Source organism: Nitrosospira sp. NRS527, assembly GCF_018406445.1.
Classification (GTDB): domain Bacteria; phylum Pseudomonadota; class Gammaproteobacteria; order Burkholderiales; family Nitrosomonadaceae; genus Nitrosospira; species Nitrosospira briensis.
Genome location: NZ_AP024515.1, coordinates 254,415 through 271,886, shown reverse-complemented (window position 1 = coordinate 271,886; position 17,472 = coordinate 254,415). Strand labels below are relative to the sequence as shown.

The 17,472-nt window shown below is 53.3% G+C and carries 17 protein-coding genes; 5 read left to right on the top strand and 12 right to left on the bottom strand.

Annotated features, from left to right (window positions below; translation table 11 throughout):
- The first annotated feature begins 19 nt into the window (after window positions 1–19).
- From xerC to KJS40_RS01240, 4 genes are all read left to right on the top strand, one after another.
- Window positions 20–928, top strand: coding sequence for a tyrosine recombinase XerC (gene xerC, locus KJS40_RS01255; protein ID WP_213538754.1), 909 nt, complete (start codon window positions 20–22; stop codon window positions 926–928).
- Between the two features lie 80 nt (window positions 929–1,008).
- Window positions 1,009–1,545 carry an ATP-dependent protease subunit HslV gene (gene hslV, locus KJS40_RS01250; protein WP_025041322.1) on the top strand — a complete coding sequence of 179 codons (537 nt, stop codon included), beginning with the start codon at window positions 1,009–1,011 and terminating at the stop codon, window positions 1,543–1,545.
- A 179-nt stretch (window positions 1,546–1,724) separates the two neighbouring features.
- Window positions 1,725–3,056 carry an ATP-dependent protease ATPase subunit HslU gene (hslU, locus tag KJS40_RS01245; protein WP_025041323.1) on the top strand — a complete coding sequence of 444 codons (1,332 nt, stop codon included), beginning with the start codon at window positions 1,725–1,727 and terminating at the stop codon, window positions 3,054–3,056.
- Between the two features lie 306 nt (window positions 3,057–3,362).
- The gene (locus KJS40_RS01240) at window positions 3,363–4,694 is read left to right on the top strand and encodes a DEAD/DEAH box helicase (RefSeq protein WP_213538753.1); all 1,332 of its coding nucleotides are present in this window, start codon (window positions 3,363–3,365) and stop codon (window positions 4,692–4,694) included.
- A gap of 6 nt (window positions 4,695–4,700) precedes the next feature.
- On the opposite strand, the gene KJS40_RS01235 is transcribed toward KJS40_RS01240, so the two are convergent.
- The 7 genes from KJS40_RS01235 to KJS40_RS01205 all read right to left on the bottom strand — a co-directional run bounded on the left by KJS40_RS01235 (window position 4,701) and on the right by KJS40_RS01205 (window position 9,550).
- Window positions 4,701–4,838: a hypothetical protein gene (locus KJS40_RS01235; protein WP_213538752.1), complete on the bottom strand. Its 138-nt coding sequence runs from the start codon at window positions 4,836–4,838 to the stop codon at window positions 4,701–4,703.
- Between the two features lie 25 nt (window positions 4,839–4,863).
- Complete coding sequence (locus KJS40_RS01230) at window positions 4,864–6,057, bottom strand: NAD(P)/FAD-dependent oxidoreductase (RefSeq protein WP_213538751.1); 1,194 nt, start codon at window positions 6,055–6,057, stop codon at window positions 4,864–4,866.
- 27 nt (window positions 6,058–6,084) lie between these two features.
- On the bottom strand, window positions 6,085–6,723 hold the full coding sequence (locus KJS40_RS01225; protein WP_213538750.1) for a class I SAM-dependent methyltransferase: 639 nt from the start codon (window positions 6,721–6,723) through the stop codon (window positions 6,085–6,087).
- A gap of 276 nt (window positions 6,724–6,999) precedes the next feature.
- Window positions 7,000–7,755 (bottom strand): putative DNA-binding domain-containing protein, encoded by a 756-nt coding sequence (locus tag KJS40_RS01220; protein ID WP_213538749.1) that lies wholly within the window; start codon window positions 7,753–7,755, stop codon window positions 7,000–7,002.
- Window positions 7,736–8,587, bottom strand: coding sequence for a DUF692 domain-containing protein (locus KJS40_RS01215; RefSeq protein ID WP_213538748.1), 852 nt, complete (start codon window positions 8,585–8,587; stop codon window positions 7,736–7,738). The genes KJS40_RS01220 and KJS40_RS01215 overlap by 20 nt, the downstream gene beginning before the upstream one ends.
- Window positions 8,588–8,598: 11 nt before the next feature.
- Complete coding sequence (locus KJS40_RS01210) at window positions 8,599–8,988, bottom strand: hypothetical protein (protein WP_090455769.1); 390 nt, start codon at window positions 8,986–8,988, stop codon at window positions 8,599–8,601.
- 181 nt (window positions 8,989–9,169) lie between these two features.
- The gene (locus KJS40_RS01205) at window positions 9,170–9,550 is read right to left on the bottom strand and encodes a hypothetical protein (protein WP_025041330.1); all 381 of its coding nucleotides are present in this window, start codon (window positions 9,548–9,550) and stop codon (window positions 9,170–9,172) included.
- A 763-nt stretch (window positions 9,551–10,313) separates the two neighbouring features.
- On the opposite strand from KJS40_RS01205, the gene dksA reads away from it, so the two are divergent.
- On the top strand, window positions 10,314–10,736 hold the full coding sequence (gene dksA / locus KJS40_RS01200) for an RNA polymerase-binding protein DksA (RefSeq protein ID WP_025041331.1): 423 nt from the start codon (window positions 10,314–10,316) through the stop codon (window positions 10,734–10,736).
- Window positions 10,737–10,947: 211 nt separating this feature from the next.
- On the opposite strand, the gene pnp is transcribed toward dksA, so the two are convergent.
- The 5 genes from pnp to KJS40_RS01175 form a co-directional block, all read right to left on the bottom strand.
- On the bottom strand, window positions 10,948–13,053 hold the full coding sequence (gene pnp, locus KJS40_RS01195) for a polyribonucleotide nucleotidyltransferase (RefSeq protein ID WP_213538747.1): 2,106 nt from the start codon (window positions 13,051–13,053) through the stop codon (window positions 10,948–10,950).
- Window positions 13,054–13,175: 122 nt separating this feature from the next.
- Window positions 13,176–13,445, bottom strand: coding sequence for a 30S ribosomal protein S15 (gene rpsO / locus KJS40_RS01190; protein WP_025041333.1), 270 nt, complete (start codon window positions 13,443–13,445; stop codon window positions 13,176–13,178).
- A 198-nt stretch (window positions 13,446–13,643) separates the two neighbouring features.
- Window positions 13,644–14,387: a phosphorylase gene (locus KJS40_RS01185; RefSeq protein ID WP_213538746.1), complete on the bottom strand. Its 744-nt coding sequence runs from the start codon at window positions 14,385–14,387 to the stop codon at window positions 13,644–13,646.
- Window positions 14,384–16,297, bottom strand: a complete 1,914-nt coding sequence (gene shc, locus KJS40_RS01180) for a squalene--hopene cyclase (protein WP_244859757.1) — start codon at window positions 16,295–16,297, stop codon at window positions 14,384–14,386. The genes KJS40_RS01185 and shc overlap by 4 nt, the downstream gene beginning before the upstream one ends.
- A 244-nt stretch (window positions 16,298–16,541) precedes the next feature.
- Window positions 16,542–17,336, bottom strand: a complete 795-nt coding sequence (locus KJS40_RS01175) for a VacJ family lipoprotein (RefSeq protein ID WP_213538744.1) — start codon at window positions 17,334–17,336, stop codon at window positions 16,542–16,544.
- Window positions 17,337–17,472: the final 136 nt, after the last annotated feature.

Genomic DNA, 17,472 nt, shown 5'->3' with positions numbered 1-17,472 from the left:
AAAGTACGCTGCCATCAACATGACATCGGGTAATCACCAAGCCGAACTTGCCTCGGCCTATCTCTTCCATCTTGCCAAAGAACGGCGTTTGTCACCGCTTACCTGTGAAAGTTACGCTCGCGATATTCGTGCTTTGTTGAACCTTGCGCAAGAAACGCCTCTCGACCGATTGCAAATTCATCACGTCCGCCGGTTTGCCGCTCAGCTACATGGAGAAGGATTTTCCGGCAGGAGTTTAGCCAGGATGTTGTCGGCCTGGCGAGGCTTTTACAGATATCTGACGCGGGATCACGGCTATGCGTCCAACCCCTGCGATGGGATACGCGCGCCAAAATCGCCAAAAACCTTGCCGCACACCCTTTCACCCGACGAGGCCGCTAAGCTGCTTGAGTTTCCCGCCTCCGACGATTTAATGGCATTGCGCGACAAAGCCATGTTCGAGCTGTGCTATTCATCCGGGCTACGGTTGGGAGAGCTCGCTGGCCTGAAACCCGAGGATTTGAGTCTGGACGACGGCACAGCGCGAGTTATCGGTAAAGGCGGAAAAACGCGCATCGTGCCCGTTGGCAGCAAGGCGGCGCAAGCCTTGCGCGAATGGATGAAGCAACGCCAGACCCTGGCTAAACCCGGCGAAACGGGACTATTCATGTCACGGTATGGCAAAAATATCAGCCGCCGATCAATCGATCAGCGGCTGAAAATCCAGGCGCTGCGTCAAGGAGTCAGCGCCAATATTCACCCTCATGTGCTACGGCATTCGTTCGCCTCGCACCTGTTGCAATCCAGCGGCGATTTACGGGCTGTGCAGGAGATGCTGGGGCACGCCAGCATCAGCACTACCCAGGTTTATACCCATCTGGATTTCCAGCATTTGTCGAAGATTTACGATGCGACCCATCCACGTGCCAGGAAGAAGGAAAAAAGTTGAATCTTCAGCAACCATACAGCTTGCGTTTTCTCTGCGGATCAGCGTTATAATCTTCGCTCAATCATCACGCGCCAATTTCCATGCTAGAACATCGCGGCACAACCATACTTTCCGCTCGACGAGGCGCCCAGGTCGCGCTTGGGGGGGATGGCCAGGTAACTTTAGGTGCCATTGTCGCCAAGGCGAGCGCGCGCAAGGTACGCAGGCTTTACCATGAAAAGATACTTGCGGGGTTTGCCGGCGGAACCGCCGATGCTTTTACCTTGTTTGAGCGGTTTGAAGGTAAGCTTGAAAGGCATCAGGGACACCTGATGCGTTCGGCGGTGGAGCTGGCGAAGGACTGGCGCACCGATCGAATTTTACGGCGGCTGGAAGCAATGCTGGTCGTCGCCGACCTGACTACCACGCTCATCATAACGGGATCGGGCGACGTGATCGAGCCCGAGTTCGGTATTGCTGCGATTGGTAGTGGCGGCGCTTACGCTCACTCCGCCGCACGTGCCCTGTTGGATAACACCAGTATGACGCCGGTGGAAATCGTCAAGAAGGCGCTGGTCATCGCCGGCGACCTGTGCATTTATACCAATCAGAACCATGTTATCGAGGTACTCGAGTAAACTGAAAAACTTGTACGGTAATCGAGGAATATAACCGTGGAAGATGACATGAATTACAGGGGTAAAAATATATGCCTCTCGACGAATGAGCGCAGGACAGTATAGTCGCGCATATCGCATACTTCCACCCTGGTTCACCTTGGCTTCGTACCTCTCGCATTTATCACCGGCCTGAAATCATGTCACAACTGACCCCGCAGGAAATCGTCCACGAACTGGATAAACACATCATCGGCCAGGACAGCGCCAAACGCTCCGTGGCTATTGCCCTGAGAAATCGCTGGCGCAGGCAGCAGGTCATGGATCCCCTTCGACAGGAGATTACGCCGAAAAATATTTTAATGATCGGCCCGACCGGCGTTGGCAAGACCGAAATCGCGCGACGTCTGGCTAAACTGGCCGGGGCGCCCTTCATTAAGGTGGAGGCGACGAAATTCACCGAGGTGGGGTATGTCGGGCGGGATGTCGATTCGATCATCCGCGACTTGGTGGAAGCCGCCGTCAAGCAATCCCGTGAACAGGAAACGCATAAAATGCGCGCGCGTGCGGAAGATCATGCGGAAGAGCGCATCCTTGACGTTCTGCTGCCTGCCGCGAGAGAGATGGGTGTGCAGACGGAGGTGGGGGAGATGGAAAATACCACCCGGCAGAAATTCCGCAAAAGATTGCGTGAAGGTGAGCTCGACGATAAGGAAATCGAGATAGAGGTGTCGTCCGCGCACACCCATATGGAAATCTTCGCTCCCCCCGGAATGGAGGAACTGACGACCCAAATTCAAGGAATGTTCCAGAACCTCGGCGGAGAGCGGAAGAAAACCCGCAAGCTGAGAATTCGGGAAGCATTGAAAATCATTATCGATGAGGAAGCGTCCAAGCTGGTCAACGATGAAGAATTGAAGCTTCACGCGGTGCAGAATGTTGAGCAGAACGGTATCGTATTCCTTGACGAAATCGATAAAATCACAAGCCGGTCCGAAAGTTCCGGCGCGGATGTCTCGCGCCAGGGTGTTCAGCGCGACCTGCTGCCGCTGGTGGAGGGCACTACCGTTTCAACCAAGTACGGCATGATCAAAACAGATCATATCCTGTTCATTGCGAGCGGTGCATTTCATCTTGCCAAGCCTTCCGACCTGATCCCTGAATTGCAGGGGCGCTTTCCGATTCGTGTAGAACTCGCGAGTCTTAGCGCTGACGATTTTGTGCAGATCCTCACCAATACGGACGCCTGTCTGACGCGTCAATATGAGGCGCTGCTGGAAACCGAAGGCATCAAGCTGGAATTCACGCCCGACGCGGTGAAGCGCTTGGCGGAGATTGCGTTTGCGGTTAATGAGAAAACCGAGAACATCGGCGCGAGACGTCTCTATACCGCGATGGAAAAGCTTCTGGAAGAGGTATCCTTCGATGCCGAAAAACATCGTGATACCAAAGTTGTCGTCGATGCGGCGTATGTGGATGCGCGACTCAATACTTTATCACAAAGTGAAGACTTGGCACGCTACGTGCTCTAGCAGCCTGCCGGACTTGGGGGAATCGGCTGTAAAAGCGTCTGGCTGGTTCATATTTCACTGCAATTCTTCAAGTCCGACAGGCCGCTAGCTGGTAAATTCCGATATCCTCGAGCGGTTTTCATTCCGTCTTCATGTAGAAGAAAAGCATCTCGCCGACGGTGCGACGGGACCTGATCTGTTACAATTCCGATCTGCGGCGTTCGCTCCACGTCTTCACGCCGTCCATTCTGTTTTTCGAACTTACCCGTCTGCCTAAGACTGTCGTCTCGCAATCGAGGCGACAGGCCGATGTTACCTTGGAGTTTTATGTCTTTCTCTACCTTCGGTCTGTCCGATGAAATCCTTCGTGCCGTGAATGAACGCGGCTACACCGATCCAACGCCCATTCAGCTGCAAGCCATCCCCGCAGTGCTGGCAGGCGGCGATCTAATGGCCGGGGCTCAAACCGGCACTGGCAAGACCGCCGCATTTACCTTGCCCATCCTGCATCGTTTGTCGGACAGGAGCGTCAAGGGGCCATCCAGTGGCAGGCCGCCGATACGCGCGCTGGTTCTCGTCCCTACGCGCGAGCTGGCAGCACAGGTGGAGGAAAGCATACGTATATATGGCAAATACCTGAAGCTGAGTTCGATGATAATGATTGGCGGGGTCAATATCAATCCGCAAATCACCCGCCTGAAGAGCCGCGTCGATATTCTGGTCGCCACCCCCGGCCGTCTGCTGGATCACGTACAGCAAAAAACGCTCGATCTGTCGCACGTTGAAATCCTGGTGCTGGACGAGGCTGACCGCATGCTCGACATGGGCTTCATTCGCGACATTAAAAAAATACTCATGCTGCTGCCCGCACAGAGGCAGAATCTGCTGTTCTCCGCCACTTTTTCCGACGGCATTCGTGCGTTGGCGGCAGGCTTGCTCAACCAACCCGCCATGATCGATGTCGCGGCACGGAACGCAACCGCTGCCAATGTGACACATATCGTGCATCCGGTTGACCGTGAGCGGAAGCGTGACCTGCTTGCCCATCTTATCAAGCAGCACCGCTGGTCGCAGGTGCTGGTATTCACCCGTACCAAGCACGGCGCCAACAAACTGGCTGAGCATCTGGTCGCGAGCGGCATTCCATCGCTTGCCATACACGGCAATAAAAGCCAGTCCGCACGCACGCGGGCACTGGCGGAATTCAAGACCGGCAGCCTGCAGGTACTGGTAGCCACCGACATTGCCGCACGCGGAATCGATATCAGCGAATTGCCGCATGTAGTCAACTTTGAATTGCCCAACGTGGCGGAGGATTATGTTCACCGTATCGGACGCACCGGGCGGGCAGGTGCGGAGGGGGATGCGGTGTCGCTGGTATGCGTGGACGAGCTCAAGCTGTTGACGGATATCGAAAGGCTGATCAAACGGGATTTATCCAGCGAAATTATCGCTGGCTTCGAGCCAGACCCGCGAATCAAGGCCGAGCCGATCGTAAATGGCGGCGGGGGACAGCGCCGCTCACCGCCTGGACTCCCCGGACGTAATCAACGAAGGGGAGGCCAGCCAGGTAACAAGCTGCCATCCGCCAGATTATCTACGGGACCGGCTGCCGGTCGCATGCCCGCACTGCAGCGTTCGGGCGGGCGTGGCCGTTGATATGGTTCATTCCATTCCGGGGTATGCCAAGCGTTGCTCGATGATCCGGGGAAACTTGCGACGCAGTACCATTTTCAACCGTTGGGAATGAATTTTGCTCGGCGGGGAAATATCGGTATCGATACGGCGGAGAATGCGCTTCATGAAGGAGTGATGAATGAAGGCGGAACTATGCAAACTGACCGGCGGCATACCCGGATGCCCAGGCCCACTGGAAATTGAACCCACCCAGATGTCCCGTTACGTCCACCACTTCGCCTATAAAATAAAGCCCGGGCACCTTTTTCGCTTCCATGCTTTTGGATGATAATTCCCGGGTATCCACGCCGCCGAGCGTGACTTCCGCCTTTCTATAGCCCGCAGTCCCATCCGGAATAACCTGCCAGTCGTGCAATTGTGCGGCGATCTGTTTCAAGCGCTTGTCACTGTACTGGTTTACCGGCGCGGTTGGTTGCCCATGCATGACCGTTTCGCACCAGACCCGTGCAAAACGCCGGGGCAGGTGCTGTGCTAACAGATTGGATAACAGCGTGGTGCTATGTTTATGATCGAGCAGCCACCCCGCCGCGTCGAGATCCGGCAGCAGGTCGACATGCAGCGGTAATCCCGGCCGCCAGTATGAAGAAATCTGCAATATCGCGGGACCGCTCAAGCCGCGGTGCGTGATCAACAGATTCTCGCGGAATCGGGCGCCATTGCAACTCACTACTGCATCAAGCGCAACGCCAGGAATTCCTGAAAAACCGGCCAGCTGCTGGGGTGCGAAAATCAACGGAACCAATCCCGGTCGCAGAGGGGTAACCGCGATATCGAATTGCTCCGCGATGCGATACCCGAAGGGACTTGCGCCAATTTGTGGAATGGAGAGGCCACCGGTAGCAATTACCACTGCATCCGTTGCCAATGCGCCACGGTCGGTTTCCAGCACGAACCTGGAATCGTTGACGCCGAGTAGGCCTACATTACTTACTTGGCACGGCATTTCCCACTCGACGCCGGCACTATCGCATTCGTGTCGCAGGAGGTCGATGATTTGCTGGGAACTGTCGTCGCAGAATAATTGCCCCAGCTTCTTTTCGTGATAGCGAATCCGATGCTTTTCCATCAGTGCGATAAAGTGTTGGGGCGTAAAGCGGGACAATGCCGATCGGCAGAAATGCGGATTTTGCGAGAGAAAAGCTTCCGGGCCGGTGTGGAGATTGGTGAAATTACAACGTCCGCCACCGGAGATTCGGATTTTCTCCGCCAGCTTGCTTGCATGTTCCAATACCAGAACGGACCGCCCGCGCTTTCCCGCCTCGATTGCGCACATCATGCCGGCCGCCCCGGCACCTATCACCACTACGTCTTTTTTTGATTTCATGTGGCGTATTGCAGCCATGCTCAGTGCTCAGCGTAATGCAGCCACTTTACGCCATACGCTGGCGAGCCATGATTGCTGTTCGAATGGAAGGCCGGCAGGGCGATAGTAATGGGTAATTTCGACGAACCCGGCATTGGCGAGGTAGTGCCGCCAGCTTTCGATATGGTGATATACGCCGTAGCGCCCCTGGTTCCAGCCCTCCTCGTTATTTCCCCGGGGGTTCGAGCTGAATAACACCCCGTCCGGTTTCAGCGTTGCCCAAAGTTCCTTCAATACACGCGATAGCTCGGAAGTGGGAACATGAAACAGTGAAGCGTTGGCAAATATGCCGTCGAAGTATCCGTCCGGCAAATCGAGCCTGAGAAAATCCTGATGCCATACCTCGCAACCGCTATGACTGCGGGCCATCTCGACAAAGGTTATCGCCCCCTCCAGTCCTGTTGCGATATGGCCTAGTTCTGCAAAAACCTTCAGATCACGGCCTGGTCCACAGCCGAAATCCAATATGTTGAAGGGCGGAATGGCCTTGATATGTTGAAGCAACGCGGCGATATTTTGCCCGACGTCATGATCTTTCGTTCCCGTCCAAAAAGCCTCGGCACGTTCGTTGTAGCGAGCCAGCGTAAGGTCGGTGATTTCCCTGAGATCCAGCAAATTTGGCTTCATATCGGGCGACTCTCATCGAATATGATATAACCCGGACGTTTCATAAATTGACGCGCGCCCTTGCTGGTCTTTTGTTTCGCATGAAAATTTCGTTCAGTCGGACGTATGAATAACTACGCCACTCTTTCACAAAATTTCCCTACAAAACAAAATCCTGCGCAATCATCACGCGAATTTATGAAACATCCGGGATAAAAATATTATCGCGATTTATTCCATGGGCAAGCGGCTATGGCTTGCCCAACTGAGTAGTGTACGGAAAACAATGACATTATATTATTTGGAAACACCCAGTATCGCGCCACGCGCCATCAAATCGCGCATGATTTCAAGCCCGCCCCGAATCACGACCTCGGGCGAGGGATGTCGACTTTCCATGGCCACGATTTGAAGCGCCGCTTCGCCCGTATGCTCGGCAGAAGCCAGGAGATTTATCAGGCGTGACGTAAATGTGTTTATTTCGGTGAATTGGATCTGATCATCGGCATTGCGAAATACGAGCAAATAGGTTTCTGTTGGCGTGACTCGTGTGCGGGGACCAATACGGTGTACTGGCCAGTTATAACGAAGGTTAGCGAAAACGGGATTCAAAATCGGACGCTGTTCCAGCAAACTACCCTCCCGGTCGATTGCTGCCCACGCCGGGGCCAGGGTTGAAATGGAAAGCGCCAGTTCTACCCATTCGTAGTGCGCGAGCTCCAGCACGAATCCCGGATAATTTGCCGGTATTGCCTTTTCGCCCTGCAGGAAGTGGATGAACTCATCGGGTATCTGGCGAAAAAAAGGCGAATGGCTGCGATGCGTGGCAAGAAAACTGCGCATAAGTCGAGTCCAACGCCGTTTTCCCAGCACCTTCTTGAGCACGGGAAAACAGGTAAGGAGAAAGCTCTCCAGATTGTTGTAAACCAGCTTCCTGTATATTTCCATGCGCCGCCTGTCAATACCGCGCGGGCAGGGGTTTATCCTGGGGTTGCGTATATGCGCAGTGAAAGCGTACTGGAAACGCTGAAATTCAGGAAGCGGCATACTCATGGCCCGGCCCATAATGCTGGGTCTGGATCAAGCCGATGCGCTCGACTTCGCGCACCAGTTCGTGGAGGGGCGGGATATTGAAATCGCGCTCCAGCAGGGTGGGCGCCACGCCGTGAATATGGTAAGTTTGTTCGAGCAATGACCATACCGGATCGATCACGTCCGCGCCATGCGTATCGATGATCAAATTCTCCGCTTCATTATAGTGACCGGCCATGTGCATATAAACGATGCGCTCGGTAGGCATCGCACGAATAAATTCAATCGGGTCGTAGGCGTGATTGATGCTATTGACGTATACATTATTGACGTCGAGATGCAGATCGCAATCCGCCTCGACCAATACGGCGCGAATAAAATCCGCTTCGCTCATCTCGGCGATGGGTGCCTGCACATAAAACGAAGCATTTTCCAGTGCGATGCGTCGCTCCAGAATATTCTGGGTGCGGCGAACCCGAGCCGCAACATACTTTACCGCTTCTTCAGTAAAGGGTATTGGAAGCAGATCGTATAGATGGCCATCGTCGGAACAATAGGAAAGATGTTCGGTGTAGAGGCGGATTTGATGTCGATCCAGAAACTGACGGATCTTTTGCAACAATACCTCGTCCAGCGGCGCCGGGCTGCCGATCGAGAGCGAAAGGCCATGGCAGACGAAGGGATAGCGTTCAGTGAAAATGTGCAGATCGCGCCCCAGGATGCCGCCAAGATCGATCCAGTTTTCTGGAGCAATCTCGAAGAAGTCGATGGCATCGGGAACACCGGTTTTTAATGCCGGGATCAATTCCCGCCGAAAACCGAGGCCAACGCTGGCGGGTGGCAGGAATTCCACGACGGGAAAGATTACTTCTTCATTCCAGCATGCGGAGCTGTATTCGGCGCACTCGGCTTGGTTCCCCCATAGCTATCGGCCTCAGGCTGATCCACCGCCCCATCTTTGTTGGCATCGATCCTGTCGAAAATGTTTTCATGATGCTTGAGAAATTCTTGCTTGGTGACCTTGCCATCCTTATTGGCATCCACCATCGACATACCGCATCGACCTTCGCCGGATTTTGCTCCACCGCCATATTTGTTGGGGTCTACCTTATCGGCATACGCCAGCATATAGCCCTTATCCAGGGATTGAGCGGTGAAGGGGCTATCTGCTGCGGAGACAAGCGGTACGGCGCCAAGTGTAGCGGCAAGAGCGGAACCAACGGCTAGGGAAATCATGGTTTTCTTGTTGCGCACAGTATTTTCTCCTGAATTTTTGGATGGAATATTATGTCACAATTCGAATGAATTGGGGATCGGCTTAGCTGGAACCCCGCTTTCCTGCGCGCGATGGTGCACAGGAAAGCGGGCTAGGCCATTCAAAACAAAGAAGATACGGATTCGACAGTAACTCTGAACAGTTCAGATGTATCTTTAGTTATTTACCGCTACCGCACTTTCCGTCTTTCATTTTGCCCTTCATCTCATCTTTGCTGATAACGCCATCCTTGTCGGTATCCATATGTGCAAACATGGCGTCGTGATGCTTGGTCCATTCTTCCTTGGTGATCTTCCCATCACCGTTTGCGTCCGCCATAGCCGCGCCGCACCTGCCTTCGCCGCATGCACCTTCACCACCACACTTACCTTCTCCACTTTTCTTTTCGCCATATTTATGAGAATCGGCCACCATGTAGCCTTTATCGAGGGGCTGTATGGTGAATGGATTATCAGCGGCAGAAACACCCGGTACAGTACCGAGCGTAGCGACAAAAGCGGAGCCTATGGCGATAGAAATAAGGGATTTTTTGTTGGACATCATGTTCTCCTATATATGTTAGGGATGTTACAACGCGACTTAGCGAAAGACAGATTGTCGCGTCGACTTTTATCGACCAGTTCCTTTTTTTGCGACCGGTTTCGACGCGGACGCAGATACCCGATATAAACCAACCTCAGCCATTCTTGAATAATGCGAATATCGCCGGAAGACAAGAATGACCTAGAAACATAGCACAAATTTTGGAACAGGTGCGGCAAATTGCCGCACCTGTCCGATCATGGCAACGCTTTACGGAGAAATAAGACAAGGACCTGCCATACTAGCCCCGGATGTTTCATAAATTTGCGTGATGATCGCGCAGGATTTTGTTTTGTAGGGAGATTTTGTGAAAGAGTGGCGTAGTTATTCATACGCCCGACTGAACGAAATTTTCATACGAAACAAAAGACCAGCGAGGACACGCGTCAATTTATGAAACATCCGGGTTAGAACAAACGTTTCTCGACCATTAAATTAATGGGTTATTTATTTCCTTTTGGGGGTATTCAAGCGATGGGAATTCTGCAAGAATTCCCGCTGCCGATGTAAGGTAGACTTCATGCAAACGGATTGGCCGGAAGCCGTCTGAAGCTCAAGAGCGAAGGTTATACGGCATCAACTTACCTCGTTAACCGATCACGCTGACGCTCGGTCAAGTTCTCGGAAACCACATCAGACGAACCGTCAAGCTACTTGCTGTATAATGTTTTTTTCTGTAAGTGTTACCACAGATCACCAGAAATGGAAAAGGAATATTAATATGCCGCAAGAACTGCATAAACAGGCTGGTCCCTATAAGCCGAAGAAGGGAGAAACCTACATGAGTTCCGGGCAGCTGATGCATTTCCGCAATATACTGGAAGGCATCAAGTTTGAGCTGGGACGAGATATAGATCGCACGGTTCACACCATGCAGGACGAAGCCACGATTTTCGCCGACCCTAACGATCGTGCCAGTCAGGAATCTGACATGGCGCTGGAGTTACGGAACCGGGACCGTGAGCGCAAGCTGATCAAGAAAATTGACGAGACTATCGCAAAAATAGATACTGGCGATTACGGCTATTGTGAAAGTTGTGGCGTAGAAATCGGTCTTAAACGACTTGAAGCCCGGCCCACTGCCACGCTCTGTATTGATTGCAAGACCCTGGATGAAATAAGGGAGAAGCAGGTCGCCAAATAATATTTTTCGGCTCGTTTCTACAGGCATACATCCGCAGATGTAGCTGAATCGAATATTATTGTTGTAAGATAAAAAGCCCTATCTCACGATCAGGGCTTTTTTTATTCCCTGGAAACCAGGTTGGATCTGCCCTCCAGTGATGGAGAGCAGTATATGCTCCGCGCTCCTTTTTGAAGAGCCGCAGTTCTCGCAAGAAGTTGTCCGGCTATACTTACGTTACCGGGTTGTCGGTGACCTCGGTGGAGACAGCCTTCATACTCAGGCGTAAACGACCCTTGTCATCGGCTTCCAGAACTTTAACACGTACCACCTGACCTTCCTTGAGATGGTCAGTAACGCTATTGACACGCTCGTTGGCAATTTGCGAGATATGTAACAGCCCGTCCTTGCCAGGGAGGACGCTAACGATTGCTCCGAAGTCCAGAAGTTTCAAAACGGTTCCGTCGTAAATTCTTCCCACCTCAACCTCGGCCGTAATATCTTCGATGCGCTTTCTTGCCAATTCGCCACCTTCGGCACTGATACACGCTATCATCACAGTACCGTCGTCAGTGATATCGATGGTGGTTCCGGTTTCTTCCGTCAACGCGCGAATTACCGCGCCGCCCTTACCAATCACATCACGGATTTTCTCAGGATTGATTTTTATTTTGATGATACGCGGCGCATGTTCCGAAATATCTTCACGCGTGGTGGGCAAAGCCTGTTTCATAATCCCAAGAATATGCAGACGGCCTTCCTTTGCCTGTATCAGTGCCGCGTGCAGAATTTCCTTGGTAATGCCCTGAATCTTGATATCCATTTGTAGCGCAGTGATACCTGCTTCGGTACCGGCCACTTTGAAATCCATATCACCCAGATGATCTTCATCTCCCAGGATATCGGTCAACACCGCAAATCTGTTGCCATCTTTAATTAATCCCATGGCAATACCTGCCACATGCGCTTTCAGTGGTACACCTGCGTCCATTAATGCAAGACAACCACCGCAAACCGACGCCATGGAGCTGGATCCGTTCGATTCGGTAATCTCCGATACCACTCTAAGAGAATAACCAAACTCTTCCGGAGTGGGCAGCACAGCAACCAAAGCCCGCTTGGCAAGACGTCCGTGGCCGATTTCACGGCGTTTGGGCGTGCCTACGCGACCGGTCTCGCCAGTCGCATAAGGCGGCATATTGTAGTGGAGCATAAAGCGTTCGGAGTAATCACCTTGCAGCGCATCGATTTTCTGCTCATCCCGACCTGTGCCCAACGTTGCAACCACCAGCGCCTGAGTTTCCCCTCGGGTAAACAACGCAGAGCCGTGGGCACGCGGTAGCAAGCCATTACGGATCGTAATCGGCCGGACGGTACGCGTATCACGCCCGTCTATACGAGGCTCGCCATCCAATATCTGAGTTCGTACAATCTTTGATTCCAGAGCAAAGCAGGCCTCCTTTACGGATTGCGCGTCCGGCCCTTCCTCCGAATTGACACCCATTTCTGTAAAGACTCTTTTCCAGATATTGTCTATGGTTTCCGATCGCGCCTGCTTCTGCTTTAACCGGAATGCGGCGCGCAAGTCATTTTCCGCCAAATCGGCAATTTTCTCGGCAAGAGCGGCGTCCTTTGACACCGGAGCCCAATCCCATGCGGTAACTCCTGCTTCGTCGGCCAATTCGCTGATCGCATCGATCACCACCTGCATTTGCTGGTGGCCGTAGACGACGGCACCCAACATGATTTCTTCGGATAGCTCCAGTGCTTCGGACTCCACCATCAGCACAGCTCGCTGAGTACCCGCCACCACCAGATTCAATTGAGTCTGCTTGAGCTGTGTGGTGCTCGGGTTCAAGATATATTCGCCATTGATATAGCCTACACGGGCCGCGCCGATAGGACCATCGAATGGTATGCCGGAAAGAACCAGCGCGGCGGAGGCACCCAGAAGGGCGGGAATATCCGCATCCACCTCATTATCGGAGGACAGGACCGTGGCCACAATCTGAACTTCGTTATAAAAACTTTCTGGGAATAACGGACGAATGGGGCGGTCGATAAGACGGGAGGTAAGAATTTCCTTCTCCGATGGACGGCCTTCGCGCTTAAAAAAACTACCGGGTATTCTACCGGCGGCGTAGGTCCTTTCCTGATAATCCACGGTAAGTGGGAAAAAATCCTGCCCTTGTTTAGCGTTTTTTGCACCCACCACGGTAACAAGAACCACGGTATCGTCCATGGTAACCATCACTGCGCCGTGCGCCTGCCTTGCTATTTCCCCGGTTTCGAGTGTTAGTTGATGAGATCCGTAAGTAATGCTTTTCTTGATTTTCAATTAACTGCCCTTTTCGATAAAATCATGCCGGTTGACGTCAGATCAACGGCTATAGCTCCGGCCAGGCTTGATGGAAACAGCGATTTCGTTCATGCCGCTGCTATCTCACCGCTGCTCGATATCTATTTGCGCAAGCCAAGGCGTTCGATCAGCGCCCGATAGCTATCAGTGCTGCTACGCTTCAGGTAATCCAGCAGCTTGCGACGACGGCTCACCATGCGCAACAAACCGCGGCGTGAGTGATGATCCTTGACGTGCGCTTTGAAATGACCGGCCAAATCGTTGATGCGAGCGGTCAATAAAGCCACTTGCACTTCGGGAGAACCTGTATCTCCGTCTGCTCGTTGATAGTCGCGCACCACTTGCGCTTTTTGTTCGGTTTTGACTGCCATACTGCTCTCCATTACGCCCAATAGGAAAGGGCGACATTTTACTCTTTAACAGGGTCAACTCTCAAGTAATGTGATGACTTTATTTCATTTTCGAATATCGGGCTGGTAGGTGACGTCGAGTTTGCCAAGGTGCAATTTTGCTCCGGCAAGCCACAGCCGTCTTTGCGTACCCTCTCGAAATCATACTTGGCCAGCTTGTCAGTCTGACACATATCCTTGAGGTGATGCGGAATTACGTGTCCTTATGCCCATTTCCGCGCCGGCATATTGCACTACGGCTGACAGGGTGGAGCATGCTGCGCGCGAGCCCATCGCCAGGCGAAGCAGCGTGCCGACAGCTAAAGATCCTCGTACCAATAGCGGCAGAAGGCGAACGAGATCGGCGCTTCCGTCGGGGCGCACTGCATCGAGCAGAACTGGAGGCGGCGAAAAGTCGACCGGATCCGAGATCGCCCGTATCGCCAGAAACGGCATGCCCGCATGCGCAGCAGCTTCCGCCATCGCACCACTTTCCATATCCACTGCGCAAGCACCGGTCGCCTGCGCCAGCTCATGCTTGGCAATAGCCGAGGTCAGCATCTCCCGGCTCGCAGCCAATATGCCGCCGGTAACATTCAAATGGGCAGGCAGACATTGCCGCAAGCTGTCACGCCAGCTCAGATCGACTTGCAGTGACTGGCCGGCATGGATGGACTCAGGCAATATCAAGTGCCCCGGACGCAAGCTGGAATCCAATGCGCCGGCAAATCCAAAACTCATCAAGGCACGCGCGCCGCCCATTTTCAGCCCTGCTGCGGCTTCGCGAGCAGCCTCTTCACCCATCCCGCAGAGCCAGATCGCAGCGCTTTCCCCCAAGCTGATTCTTTGATTGAAGGGCAGACGGAGCGAGGTAATGCATCGAGCTTCCACCCGCATCGCCGTGATGATGCCAACCTCCCTCATGCAGAGGTCTTCCGCGTCAAAGTATGGAACCTGGCCAGCGCCCATAGCGGGAAATACTTGGTATAACCATAATATCTCAGGTAAAAAACCCGTGGAAAACCGGGTGCCGTAAACCAGGGATCATTCCATAATCCATCACTACCCTGCTCACGCAGCAGGTATTCGATGCCCCTGCGCACTTCATGGCTATGCCCGTCTCCTGCCGCCATCAGGGCCAACAGCGCCCAGGCCGTCTGAAAAGAGGTACTTCTCTCGAACTGTCCGGCGTGCTGAGGTTCGAAGTAGGTATCGTTACTTTCGCCCCAGCCTCCGTCATCGCGCTGCACTGACTTCAGCCACTGCACCGCACGGCGAATGGCGAGATGGCCGGTATCAACGCGGGCCAAGCGGAACGCTTCCATTACTGACCAGGTGCCGTAGATATAATTGCTTCCCCAGCGCCCAAACCAGGCTCCGCAGGGTTCCTGCTCGCGAAACAGATAGGCGAGGCCTCGTTCCACGACAGGCTTATGCCTGGGTTCACCATACAATGAGAGAAAACCGGTGCAACGCGCAGTGACATCGCTGGTCGGCGGATCAAGCAAGGCGCCATGGTCGGCAAATGGTATTTCATTGAGATAATAATAGGTATTGTCGGCGTCGAAGGCCGCAAAGCCGCCGTCGCGCGACTGCATTCCCGCAAGCCAGTCCGCAGCGCGTACTATACTCCCCTGATAAGCTTGAGGATCCGCCTGGTATAGCGCCCACGCCACGGCTGCGGTGTCGTCCAGATCCGGGTAATGCGGGTTGGCATACTGGAAGGCCCAGCCACCACCTGGCAAGTCGGGGTGGTCTTCCTGCCAATCCGCGGGCGCATCGAGTATCTGGTTGGGGATGAGCCAGTCGAGCGCGTCACGGACGGGCTTTTGATCCACATCGGCACTTTCCTGCATGGCGAGGCAGGTAAGGACGGTGTCCCACACGGGCGACGTACACGGCTGGCACCAGGCGCGCTGGCCTTCCTCCACCAGCAACCCGCGTAGCGCCCGACGGCATTGGTCCCGATAGGGATGATCGTAGGCATAGCCCAGCAATGCCAGTGCCTCGCCGGCGTTCACGATGGCGGGAAAAATTCCTCCCAGACCACACTCGCCGTTTAGCCGCTCCACGATCCACTGTTCAGCTCGCCGTATTGCAATACGGCGCAGCGCCTGTGGAATGAGCGGCTCGAATAGCGAAGCGGTACGCTCAATTATTAAAAACAGGCGGTTGAGACGAGTGCGAACCGGAAAATAGTCACGCTCTTCCTCCGGAGGCACCGTAAACAGTTCACGGACATGAATCTTTCGCGGATTCACCGCACGCGCCTTCAAGCTGCATAAAATGGACAGCGGTATCGTAACGGTACGAGACCAGTAAGCAATTTTGCTCAGGTGGAAAGGGAACCAGCGAGGTAGCAAAATGATCTCCACCGGCACGAATGGAACGCCGCGCCAGGGAAGCTGACCGTACATGGCAAGCAGTATGCGAGTGAACACGTTGGCCCGTGCGGCCCCTCCATGTTTTAGAATGGCGGCGCGGGCACGCATCATGTGCGGCGCATCGGGCGAATCACCTACGATCTTCAAAGCATAATATGCCTTGATCGTACAGCTGAGGTCGAAATGGCCTCCATAATATAATGGCCAGCCACCATGCTCGAGATCCTGTTTTTCACGGATAAATCGGGCGAGCCTGACTTCCAGGTCTACATCGACATCATCCATGAAGTGCATCATCAATACATACTCCGCCGGAATCGTGCAGTCCGCCTCCAGCGGAAAACACCAATGACCGTCTTGTTTCTGTAGCGACAGCAACGCATCACGCGCTGCCGTCAATCCATCTTCCAGCGACGTCTTGCTGGCTGGGCTAACCTGTTGAGATGACAATGTGGCGGTACCTCCGAATCTATTCACTAATTTTTACCCAAGTCGCGTTTCTGGCGGAATTCAGGATGCAATCCATCCATATGATAAGAAAATAACGAAAGAAACTCATGAAATTGTGTTCTGCATGGATTTGCTATGCGCCATGCCGCTACGCGCGTTTGATGCTTGGGAGGGAGAAATGCCTTACGATGAGATCGATGTTGGCCGGTCCTCAAGCCAATCAAGCATATTGCGAGCGTTGGTTTCAGCGTGATGCCGCCGCTTCCGGAACGTCCCCGAGGTCTTCGTCCATAGGGTCCTCGTAGCTCTCTGGCGGCGGATCTCCATCATAAATCAAATGCTTGCGTTGTTGCAAAAACCCCTCTCGCACAAATAGATAGGGATCCAGCGCCGCCTGGTCACGCACTCGCATAGGGCCGGATAACCTTGCTCTTTTGTCGATAATGCTTAAAACCGTGACGGGACCTACGATAGCGCTACTGGCGAAGGTGCCCGCATAAAATAAAAGGTTGCTGAAAACGCTTACAGGTATTCCCGGCGCATCACGATAGGTGCTGGGGCCGATCAAAGGAACAAAAAGATAAGATCCCGTATTGACACCCCATACGCCAAGTGTTTGCCCAAAGTCTTCGTCATGTTGCGGCAAGCCCATGGGCGCTGCCATGTCGAAGAAGCCGCCCAGGCCAACCGTTGAATTAACGACGAAACGGAGGCTGTCCTGGAAGCCCTGACGGACTTTTCCTTGCAAAAAATCGTTCAGGATAACGTTCGGATACGCGAGATTGTCATAGAAATTTCCAATCGAACGCACCATGGGGTCAGGTATGTATTTTATATAAACATCAGCAACTGGCGCCAGCAGGTTTCGGTCAATCGTATCCGTGAAGTCATAAAACTTGCGATTGGTTTCTTCATTAGGATCAATCGGATTTATACCGGAGTCGCTCGTTCCGGAATCGCCCGTTCGTGTGGTAGCGCATCCCGCGAACAATACGGCACATATTGCCAGCAGAACGGTTGTCCGGTAGTTATGTATCATGATCAGTTAAGATAGGCATGACTGCTAATCTCCAGGCATTGCTACTTTAATAATGCAGCGGTCGCTCCAAGTCGGGAGTATAAACAATAAATGACAATTTAGCGTATAACTTCGCTTACGTAAACAAAGGGAGAAT

Excerpts from the sequence above, each read along its gene's own strand:
- KJS40_RS01175 (WP_213538744.1), bottom strand. The coding sequence starts at position 17,336 with ATGATACATAACTACCGGACAACCGTTCTGCTGGCAATATGTGCCGTA.
- KJS40_RS01230 (WP_213538751.1), bottom strand. The coding sequence starts at position 6,057 with ATGAAATCAAAAAAAGACGTAGTGGTGATAGGTGCCGGGGCGGCCGGC.
- KJS40_RS01220 (WP_213538749.1), bottom strand. The coding sequence starts at position 7,755 with ATGAGTATGCCGCTTCCTGAATTTCAGCGTTTCCAGTACGCTTTCACT.
- KJS40_RS01205 (WP_025041330.1), bottom strand. The coding sequence starts at position 9,550 with ATGTCCAACAAAAAATCCCTTATTTCTATCGCCATAGGCTCCGCTTTT.
- dksA (WP_025041331.1), top strand. The coding sequence starts at position 10,314 with ATGCCGCAAGAACTGCATAAACAGGCTGGTCCCTATAAGCCGAAGAAG.
- xerC (WP_213538754.1), top strand. The coding sequence starts at position 20 with ATGACATCGGGTAATCACCAAGCCGAACTTGCCTCGGCCTATCTCTTC.
- KJS40_RS01240 (WP_213538753.1), top strand. The coding sequence starts at position 3,363 with ATGTCTTTCTCTACCTTCGGTCTGTCCGATGAAATCCTTCGTGCCGTG.
- hslU (WP_025041323.1), top strand. The coding sequence starts at position 1,725 with ATGTCACAACTGACCCCGCAGGAAATCGTCCACGAACTGGATAAACAC.
- rpsO (WP_025041333.1), bottom strand. The coding sequence starts at position 13,445 with ATGGCAGTCAAAACCGAACAAAAAGCGCAAGTGGTGCGCGACTATCAA.
- hslV (WP_025041322.1), top strand. The coding sequence starts at position 1,009 with ATGCTAGAACATCGCGGCACAACCATACTTTCCGCTCGACGAGGCGCC.
- KJS40_RS01235 (WP_213538752.1), bottom strand. The coding sequence starts at position 4,838 with ATGAAGCGCATTCTCCGCCGTATCGATACCGATATTTCCCCGCCGAGC.
- KJS40_RS01225 (WP_213538750.1), bottom strand. The coding sequence starts at position 6,723 with ATGAAGCCAAATTTGCTGGATCTCAGGGAAATCACCGACCTTACGCTG.
- KJS40_RS01185 (WP_213538746.1), bottom strand. The coding sequence starts at position 14,387 with ATGAGGGAGGTTGGCATCATCACGGCGATGCGGGTGGAAGCTCGATGC.